This is a genomic window from Endozoicomonas sp. ALB115, assembly GCF_049310245.1.
GTDB lineage: Bacteria > Pseudomonadota > Gammaproteobacteria > Pseudomonadales > Endozoicomonadaceae > Endozoicomonas.
In genome coordinates, this window is sequence record NZ_JBLYZG010000010.1 from 125,683 (window position 1) to 132,867 (window position 7,185).

General features: G+C 46.0%; 6 protein-coding genes. All 6 read left to right on the top strand.

The window, feature by feature from the left end; genetic code table 11:
- Window positions 1-3 precede the first annotated feature (3 nt).
- The 6 genes from ACO6VE_RS07095 (at window position 4) to ACO6VE_RS07120 (ending at window position 6,905) form a co-directional block, all read left to right on the top strand.
- A complete protein-coding gene (locus tag ACO6VE_RS07095; RefSeq protein WP_422460549.1) occupies window positions 4-2,358 on the top strand; it encodes an alpha-galactosidase in 2,355 nt (784 codons plus the stop codon).
- A 182-nt stretch (window positions 2,359-2,540) separates the two neighbouring features.
- Window positions 2,541-3,164: a TetR/AcrR family transcriptional regulator gene (locus ACO6VE_RS07100; RefSeq protein ID WP_422460551.1), complete on the top strand. Its 624-nt coding sequence runs from the start codon at window positions 2,541-2,543 to the stop codon at window positions 3,162-3,164.
- A 570-nt stretch (window positions 3,165-3,734) separates the two neighbouring features.
- A complete protein-coding gene (locus tag ACO6VE_RS07105) occupies window positions 3,735-3,935 on the top strand; it encodes a hypothetical protein (RefSeq protein ID WP_422460553.1) in 201 nt (66 codons plus the stop codon).
- Between the two features lie 8 nt (window positions 3,936-3,943).
- Window positions 3,944-4,534 carry an ABC-three component system protein gene (locus ACO6VE_RS07110; protein WP_422460555.1) on the top strand — a complete coding sequence of 197 codons (591 nt, stop codon included), beginning with the start codon at window positions 3,944-3,946 and terminating at the stop codon, window positions 4,532-4,534.
- A gap of 3 nt (window positions 4,535-4,537) precedes the next feature.
- Window positions 4,538-5,041 carry an ABC-three component system middle component 5 gene (locus tag ACO6VE_RS07115; RefSeq protein ID WP_422460557.1) on the top strand — a complete coding sequence of 168 codons (504 nt, stop codon included), beginning with the start codon at window positions 4,538-4,540 and terminating at the stop codon, window positions 5,039-5,041.
- Entirely contained in the window at window positions 5,028-6,905 is a 1,878-nt protein-coding gene (locus tag ACO6VE_RS07120; RefSeq protein ID WP_422460559.1) for a hypothetical protein, read from the top strand. The genes ACO6VE_RS07115 and ACO6VE_RS07120 overlap by 14 nt, the downstream gene beginning before the upstream one ends.
- Window positions 6,906-7,185 lie beyond the last annotated feature (280 nt).

The window sequence follows — 7,185 nt, forward strand, 5'->3', positions numbered from 1 at the left end:
TTTGTGATTGCAGTCAATAATGATGAGCAGATTTTTCATCTGCAAACCCTGAACAGCAGCTATGTTGTACAAGTATCAGACGCTGGCCATTTATTGAATCTCTATTATGGTCAACGTCTGGAGCATCGGGACAACCTGTCGATCCTTGATCATTCGTATCAGGTCAAGCTCGGCTCCACCACGGCTTACTCCTCAGAAGATGAGCGTTACTGCCTGGAAACCCGGAAACAGGAAGTGAGTACTTCTGGCAAAGGCGATTACCGTGAATCCAGCCTGCATCTTATTTACACAGATGACGGGAGCAGTACATCGGATTTTGTGTTTGATCGATATGAATTGAACAGCAACAAACCCTGTCTGGATGGGTTACCACAGACGCACTCACCCGCCGATGGTGATCAATCGTTAACCATCGTGCTTCGGGAGAAAATCAAACCGGTAGAACTGCATCTGCACTACACCTGTTTTGTACAGCAGGATGTAATTTGTCGCAGCATGGAAATTATTAACCTGGGTTCAACACCGGTGGTGGTTGATAAAGCCTGCAGTATGAACCTCGACCTTTCCTCCCCGGCATTTGATGCCCTTCATTTAACCGGGAAATGGATTGCCGAAGGACAGCTACAGCGCCACGCTCTTTACAAGGGAATGTTTTCTATTGGCAGCAACCGTGGTGTCAGCAGTGCCACCCATAATCCCTTTATGGCTCTGGCTAAGCCAGACTGCGGGGAAACGACGGGCGACTGTTATGGCTTCAGTCTGATTTACAGCGGCAATCACAAAATCACCACTGAAGTGTCGCCCTACGACCAGACCCGCATAATGCTGGGTATTTCTGATTTTGACTTTCGCTGGTCACTGGCGGAAGGGGAACGATTCACCTGTCCTGAAGCTGTCATGACATTCAGTCATCAGGGCCTTGGAAAAATGAGTAATAATTTCCATCGGGTCATCAAGACTCATCTGATTCCCCAGCCATGGCAGAATAAAGCACGGCCGATTCAGGCAAATAACTGGGAAGCCACCTACTTTAACTTTGATGAAGGCAAGCTGATGAAGCTGGCCAGAAAAGCAAAAGATCTTGGTGTTGAACTGTTTGTTTTAGACGACGGCTGGTTCAGTAACCGGAATGATGAAACATCCGGCCTGGGTAATTATGTCGAGGATAAAAAGAAACTGCCCGGCGGGCTGGCAAGAATCTCCCGGAAAATTCGTCAACAGGGGCTTCAGTTTGGCCTGTGGGTTGAACCGGAAATGGTCTCTGAAGACAGCGATCTTTTCCGCCAGCATCCCGAGTGGGCGGTTATTTCACCTAAGAGAAAACCCTCTCTGGGACGGCGTCAGCTGCTTCTGGATATGTCGAACCCAGAGGTTATTGACTACCTGTATCAGCAGCTGGCGGATGTATTTCGTCGTGCAGAAGTCAGCTATGTGAAGTGGGATCATAATCGTAATTTCAGTGATGTTTATTCAAACCACTTGCCGCCCGGCCAGCAATCCGGCTTCTATCATCGTTATGTACTTGGGCTCTACCGCTTGTTATTTAAACTGAAAGAGGCGTTTGGGGAGGTTCTGTTTGAAAACTGTTCCAGCGGTGGCAATCGCTTCGATCTGGGAATGACCTTTTTTATGCCCCAGACCTGGACCAGCGATAACACAGATGCCTATGAGCGGGTTGCCATTCAGCAGGGTTTCTCTTTACTGTATCCGCAATGCTGTATGAGTGCCCATGTCAGCGGGCATCCATCTCATCAGGTGTTGAGGCATACGCCGATTGAGTCACGTTTTAATGTCTCCTGTTTTGGTTTATCCGGCTATCAACTGGATTTAACCAGGCTAACCACCTTTGAAGAAAAGGTGATTATGAAACAGATCCGCTTCTATAAGCAGCACAGGACATTGCTGCAACAGGGGGATTTTTATCGTCTCGCCATTGATGGTGGCAATCAGCAAACCGCCTGGATTGTGGTCAATGACGATAAAACCGAAGCCGTGGCGGGTTTCTTCCAGGGACTTCAGCAAGCCAACCCCACACTGAAAACCCTTAAACTGCCAATGTTGAATACCGATGGGCTTTACCAGGTAACCAGCAGGGAACAGTTTCACAATATTCGTCAGTTTGGCGATCTGGTGAACGAAGAACTGCCTGTAAATATCAAAGACCGGGGGATTTTACACGGTATCGTTGCCAACCGGGTTTTGCACCCAAGTAATAACGAAACCTACACTCTGTATGGTGACCAGCTGCAACATCTGGGCATTCCGTTAAAGAGTCAGTTTACGGGAACTGAAATGTCTGAGCAGGTGTCGCACATTGGTGATTTTGGTACCCGGCTTTTCCATATCAGGCAGCTGTAATGAGATACATGGCCATGGTATTTTAATGTCGCAAAAGCCCGTTGCCCGAAAAAGACAGGCCGCTTGTGCTTTTGCGGCCAGAAGCCAGCAGCCAGCTTCCTAAACACCCGGCGCAGTAGCCCCGGAATACCAACGTATTACCAACCCAAAATTATCGCCGATGCGCGCAAAGAGTGACCAAGATGGATTTACAACAAGTGACCAACCGGCGAAGTCCCGCACAGAGTAGAAGTCGGGCGAGAGTCACAATCATTCTTCAGGCGGTTAAGTCGCTGATTGAAGAAAAAGGCATTGGTAATCTCAAGATGACTGACATTGCCAAACGGGCCAATACCTCATCCGGTTCTATTTATCAGTACTTTTCAGACAAAGACACCCTGATTCTTTCTCTTGCTGAGCACTTTATCGATCAGATCCATGCCATCCTCGACAACAACCTTGCCGAACTGAAAAGCTTCAGCGACATTACGCGGGTTTTTGAGAAAAACTTTGATGATATTTACCGGTTGCATAAAAACGAACCGGCACTGAGGGAGGTCTGGTTTGACGCCATTAACCCGGAGCTAAGCAAACTGGCGATCAGGGACTGTGAAATTAACACCGACAAAATTTACCACAAACTGCTTGAGCTGGGAGAGCCGGAAGACCGGGATCAACTCAAACGCTATATTTTGCTGCTGACCACTCAGTTTGCTGCTGCAATGAGACTGTGTTTTGCCAGCGATGCAGGTACTCCTGAGCAGTTCAGGGATATTTTCATTGATATCATGGTGTCCAGTGCGCCCGGGTATTTCAAGTCATGGTAAAGAATACTTTATAACAGACTGGGCAACGAAGTAAGATGGGCATGGGGACAGTGTGGCTAAAAGCCAGAGAGTTTAATGGTCTCTGGCCGATATGCAACGGCTGCTGATGGTTTTCTGCGGGTAGTGCAGCCCGATGATGAAATAACCGGATTAAGGTGCTACTGGTACATCGTTCCTTATCTGACCACCTGACGTACACCTGAAAGACTGTGTGTGCCAGGCGTTCAGTTTTGTTGCCTACTTAGTTCCGTGTAAATACAAAATACCCTGTATACACGTATCCAGATCTGTTTTTAAGCTCTGATAACCACCATAAGCTTGTGTCATGGAAAGTACATGGGTGAGTGGATAATCACCTTTATTAAAGGCTATTCCTGTTCAAGGAACTTGGTACATCCCTTGGAAGTTGTAGCTCCTCGAAAATGCTGGTATGCAACCCTTCTTCGCCCTACACCTACAACGCCCTTTTGCATAGAGCTACCACTGAGCAGATTACATTATGTCCCCATTGAACCTTGTGCGCCCTATGCGGTATTGTGACCACAAAACTTCAAATTAGTACCGTGGTTTATGTCTGAGTTCATACAGTGGGTGGAGAACAACTTTAATACTCTGTTTTCAGGGCTTGGGGTGTACGTTATCAGCCTGATTATTGCTGCAATTCTTGCAGTGGTAGGCTTTGTGCTGCGTAAGAAAAGCACCTCAGTTTACAAGGTGTCTCAAAAAAATATCATAGCAGGCGGCGATGTCGTTGGTCGTGACAAGGGGTAAAGACTTCGGTGGTTTATAACCGTGTATCGCAGGAAGATGTCACGGCAGCCGGAGATGTAGCTGCCAGAGACATTAAAAAGACTGTCAACAATTATTATGCTCCTCAAGGACAGGTTGTTTACAGGGAAGACAAGAGGCTCACCGCACTTATTGAAGAGCATGAACGAGCAATCCTTGCAGACCCCGACTATCGGGATTTTTCCGAAAAACTGAATAACTACCTGTACCGCAAGGTTGAAGGTTCTCTTCGAGACCTTACTGAGAAGCTGACAGATGGCGACCGAGCTGACGCCATAGACTACGCAATGGAGCTAAAAGAAAGCGTCTCGAAGAAAATTCTTAGGGATGGCTGCTTTACTTCTGCACAGAAAATTTACACTCACCTCCTGACCCAGATGCGTACTGCCTTCAAAACCCTTGTTCAGCGCAGGATAAAATCAGGTGATTTTACTGTTTACCAAATAGACGACATTGTAGAGGCAAGGGTAATCCTCCCACTACTGAATAACGTGGAGGAATGTAGTCTCCAGATTGATCTCGAAGACCTGTACGGACTACTGTATATTCTTACAGGTAACTGTTACATAGAGTGGGACTAGCAAGTGATTATTTACCACCCAAAAGACGACTTATATCACTGCATGTTCAGGTTCATCACCATTGCTAGCCTGCAAAATCTGGATGAATTTGACTTCACGAGGTTGAGAATTTACGACTTTTTTTTCCTGTTCCCTCATCTTGCCAAGGATATTGAATTTCCAAGAGCGAAAGGGGCTGCAAAGGTCAAAAAAACAGCCGAAAGAATGCAGGAACCATACGAGAACTTACCCGATAAAAAAAGGCTTTTCTCAGAAATGGGGGACTATCACATCCAAGCCCTCCAGATATTGCTTGCTAAGGATATCTTCAAAGAAGTTGATGGGAAGTTGAGCATATCAAAAGCCTTTAGCAGTCTTTCAGTCAGCAAACTCCTTGAAGGAAGCAGTAGCAAGAATGACGGCTTCTTTCATGACTTAATCAATATTCTTAACCAGGTGGAAATTACAGGACAGTCTGGTTTAAAGAAAAGAACTGGTCTAATGGAATACAGATATGACGCAGTATAAGCCCTTCCTGATAGTCAACAGGTTGGTAGTGACCAAGGGGGCGAAACGTGCCTACGACGAGTCCTTTAAGGCTGGCGTTAACATCATTCGTGGTGATAATAGTTCAGGCAAGTCTACTATTTCAGACTTCATTTTTTACGGCCTTGGTGGAGACCTGAACAAATGGAAGCAAGAAGCCGCATCTTGTGATTTTGTATACGTTGAGGCTAACCTCAGCGGAAGTGTTTACACCCTTAAACGTGCCATAAAGGAAAGTGGACGCTCCAGCATGGACATATTTGCTGGCACCTTCGATGCTGCAAATTCCGCTGAGAACACAGACTGGATTCGATACCCATACAAGGCAGATACCAAGGAAAGTTTCTACCAGATACTATTTAAGGAATTGGGTATTCCTTACTCTAAGTCAGAAGACAAGAACAGTATAACCATGCATCAACTGTTGAGGATGATGTACGTTGACCAAATGACATCACCTGACAGGCTATTCAAGTTCGATAAGTTTGACTCTCCAACGAAGCGTACAGCCATCGGAGAGCTTCTAATTGGTCTTGCAGACTTTGATCTTTATCAGAAACGGGTCGGCTTACAGAAGCTGGATGCCAAGCTTGATAGTCGAGTTAAGGAAATCCAGACCATTCATACCTTCCTTGGCAGCACTGTCAAAAGTCTTGCCGAAATTGATTCAGAGATAGCTGAAAAACAGGCTGAAGTTGACAGCTTAGAGAAGGAAGTAGAGCAGTTTTCCAACGAGTCAGAAGACGAAACCACTGATGATTACATCATTCAGGAACTGGCTGACAATGTACAGAATGCACGGAAGGAACATGCTCAAATAAGTGACCAAATTGCTAAAAATTCTTTTGAAATCAGTGATTCCCAGTTATTCATAGCTTCGCTGGAGTCTCGAATCGAAGCCCTGACAGAAACACGGAGCACAATAAGCGCCCTCTCCGATGTGGCGTTCATTCATTGCCCTGCTTGTCAGATTGAGCTGGTCAAGAAAGACACTGGATGTTCAGTATGTGGAACTGAGCAGGATGACTCTGAGAGCAATATTGATCCTACCTTCAAAGTAAGGAAGGAGATTGAATTTCAGATTGAGGAGTCCAAGAAGCTCATAGACATTAGACAAGACAGGCTCGGCAAGCTTCGATTAGACCAGAAGCAGGCTAAAACCAAGCTTGAGGAGTTGGAACGGGAACTGACAGTTATCCTCAAACCTCAACGTACAGTCAGTGTCCAGCTCAGAAGGAAGTTGAATGAAATAGGTTCATTGAGGAGCCAGATTTCTGCATTGAACAGCAGTAAGGAAGAGTTCGGCAAGCTCTACAACCTTTATGAAGAAAGGGAAGCCATACAAGGGGAGGTGAGCAACCTCAGAGCAGAGATAAAGCGACTTGAGGCTAAACAAGCTTCCGAAATTACTAGGAAGAAATATCAGCTTGCCAATATAACTCGTGCACTCATTCGTGCCGATTCCCATGAGGAAATTTTCACCGAAGGGCAAAAGATAGAGTTTGATTTTGGTGAAGACAGGGTAACTATTGATGACAGAGCCTTATTCTCTGCCAGTTCTATGGTCTATCTGAAGAATGCCTTTAGGCTTGCAATGTTAAAGGCTTCCTGTCTGGAGACTAGCTATCTGTACCCCCGTTTCCTGCTGATGGATAACGTAGAGGATAAGGGGATGCAACATGCCAGAAGTCAGCAATTCCAAAGGGAAATAATCAGTGTATCTGAGTCTCTACCTGTTGAGCACCAGATCATATTCACCACATCAATGATTGCCCCGGAGCTTGATGCCAGTGATTATTGTGTTGGTGACTTCTACGATGACGACAATAAAACCCTGAAGGTTTGATCTGGCCACATGAGCCAGCAGGTAGAGCTGCTGGTTCCACTTCATAACATCGAGGTCAAACACCCAAACGCTTAACCTGTTCCGCTCTCCACTGCCCACCCTTAGCAGTCTTTATTCCTTGCTCATTCAGCCCACCCTGTGTCGTGCATCTATCATCTTGCATCTACTGAAAATGTCGGTGGACATAATAGCAGTAATTCCCGATGAATCCTGAAGCACTACAGCCACGAGAGATACAGAAGAGGTAAAAAAATCATGCCCGCACAATTCTTCGACTAAA

Bases quoted from the DNA above. Each gene is read 5' to 3' on its own strand.
- ACO6VE_RS07105 (WP_422460553.1), top strand. From the start codon at position 3,735: ATGTCTGAGTTCATACAGTGGGTGGAGAACAACTTTAATACTCTGTTT.
- ACO6VE_RS07120 (WP_422460559.1), top strand. From the start codon at position 5,028: ATGACGCAGTATAAGCCCTTCCTGATAGTCAACAGGTTGGTAGTGACC.
- ACO6VE_RS07100 (WP_422460551.1), top strand. From the start codon at position 2,541: ATGGATTTACAACAAGTGACCAACCGGCGAAGTCCCGCACAGAGTAGA.